We start from the raw sequence: 1,598 nt of genomic DNA, 5'->3' as shown, positions 1-1,598 counted from the left end.
TTCCCGGCGGGGGCCGCCGTCGTCGCGCTGGGGTTCGCGCACCCGAACGCGCTGTTCGGCGCCGTGGTCGTCGCGGTACCGCCGATCCTGTGGGGCCTCGCGGGCGCGGTGCGCCGCGGGCTGCGCGGCGGCGTGTGGCCCACGGTGCGCGCGGTCGTCGCGGTACCGGTCGTGCTCGCCGCGCTCGGCGGCGTCGCCTGGTTCATGTTCGTCTCCCCCGCCCTCGACGGGATCCGCGGCTACTACTGGGAGCCGGAGGTCTCGGTCACCGACGCCGTGTGGAACGCGGTGCTGCACAACCCCGAGGACAACGCCCCGGCCTGGTCGATCGCGGTCCTCACGGTGGCCGGGGCGGTGTGGGCGCTGCGCCGGGCCCGCACGTCCTGGCTGGTCCCGGCGCACCTGCTCGTCTGCACGCTCTACGTCGTCGGCGCCACCACGTGGTCCTCGGTGTGGACCGGGGTCTGGTACAACGACTCGCCCCGGATCGCCGCGCTCGTCCCGGTGACCGCGGCCCCGCTGGCCGCGCTCGGCCTGGTGGCGCTGTGCTCGCTGGCCCGCAGCCTCGCCTGCCTGGTCCGGGACCGCCTCACCCGGGCCGCGCCCGCCGTCGCCGGGCTGCCCCGGCCCCGGGCCGCGGTGCTCGTCGCGATCGGGGTGATCGCCGTCGTCGTCACCTCGGGCGGGCTCTACCAGCGCTCGCACATCGACTCGCTCGCCGCGATCTACCAGACCCCGGAGGAGGTGCTGGTCGGTCCGGAGCAGGCCCGCTTCCTGCGCGAGGCGGGCGACCTGCTGCCGTCGGACGCGGTGGTGGCGCAGAACCCGTGGGCCGGGACCGCGATGCTGTGGCCGCTCACCGACCGTCAGGTGCTGTTCCCGCACCTCACCGGGGTGTGGTCGCCGGACCAGCGGATCATCGCCGAGCGGCTGCGGGACGCCTCGAACGACCCGGCGGTCTGTGCGGCCGTCGCCGAGACCGGCACCGGCTACGTGATCACGGCGCCGCCCACGTTCTGGCAGCCCGACCCGCTGGCCACGCAGTGGCCGGGGCTCGACGACCTCGCCGACGCCGACGGGTTCGAGCTGCTCGCCCGCGACGGCGACAACGCGTTGTGGCGCATCACCGCCTGCGACGCGGGCCGGGTCGTCGGGTCCTGATCACCCGGTCGGGCACGGGACCGGCGGGGCCGTACGACCGCCGGTAGTCTCCGAGACCGGCCAGCGCCGGGGAATCGGGTCCGGTGGGTCGTCGACGGCTCCGGGTTCGGCGCCGGGAGAGGAGCGCGACCTCGATGGCCGGACCCACCTGGCTGTCCGCGCTGCCCACCGCACTCGTCGCGGTGTTCTGGGTGGTCGGGCCCGGTCTGCTCGTGCTGCGGGCGTGCGGGGTCCGCGGGATCACCGCCGGGGGCCTGTCCCCGCTGGTGTCGACCGCGGTCGTCTCGTCCTCGGCCGTGCTCGCGCCGCTCGTGGGGGTGCGCTGGGGGCCGTGGGTGCCGCTCGGCGTCGCGGTCGTGCTCGCGCTGCTCGGCGGGCTGTTCCGGGCCTTCGTCGCCCGCCGCCCGGCCGGCAGCGCGCTGCACCGGGGCTGGCGG

General features: G+C 76.5%; 2 protein-coding genes. Both read left to right on the top strand.

The window, feature by feature from the left end:
* Nucleotides 1-1,161, top strand: a 1,161-nt coding sequence (locus tag GTW08_RS21520) for a DUF6541 family protein (RefSeq protein ID WP_161152444.1), incomplete at its 5' end; no start/stop codon positions are given.
* Between the two features lie 134 nt (nucleotides 1,162-1,295).
* Nucleotides 1,296-1,598 (top strand): DUF6541 family protein (locus tag GTW08_RS21515; protein ID WP_346009951.1); only part of this gene is annotated, 303 nt, incomplete at its 3' end.

It is taken from the genome of Pseudonocardia sp. SID8383, from assembly GCF_009864975.1.
In the GTDB taxonomy this organism is placed as follows: Bacteria; Actinomycetota; Actinomycetes; order Mycobacteriales; family Pseudonocardiaceae; genus Pseudonocardia; species Pseudonocardia alni.
This window is presented reverse-complemented; position numbering and strand designations above follow the sequence as displayed.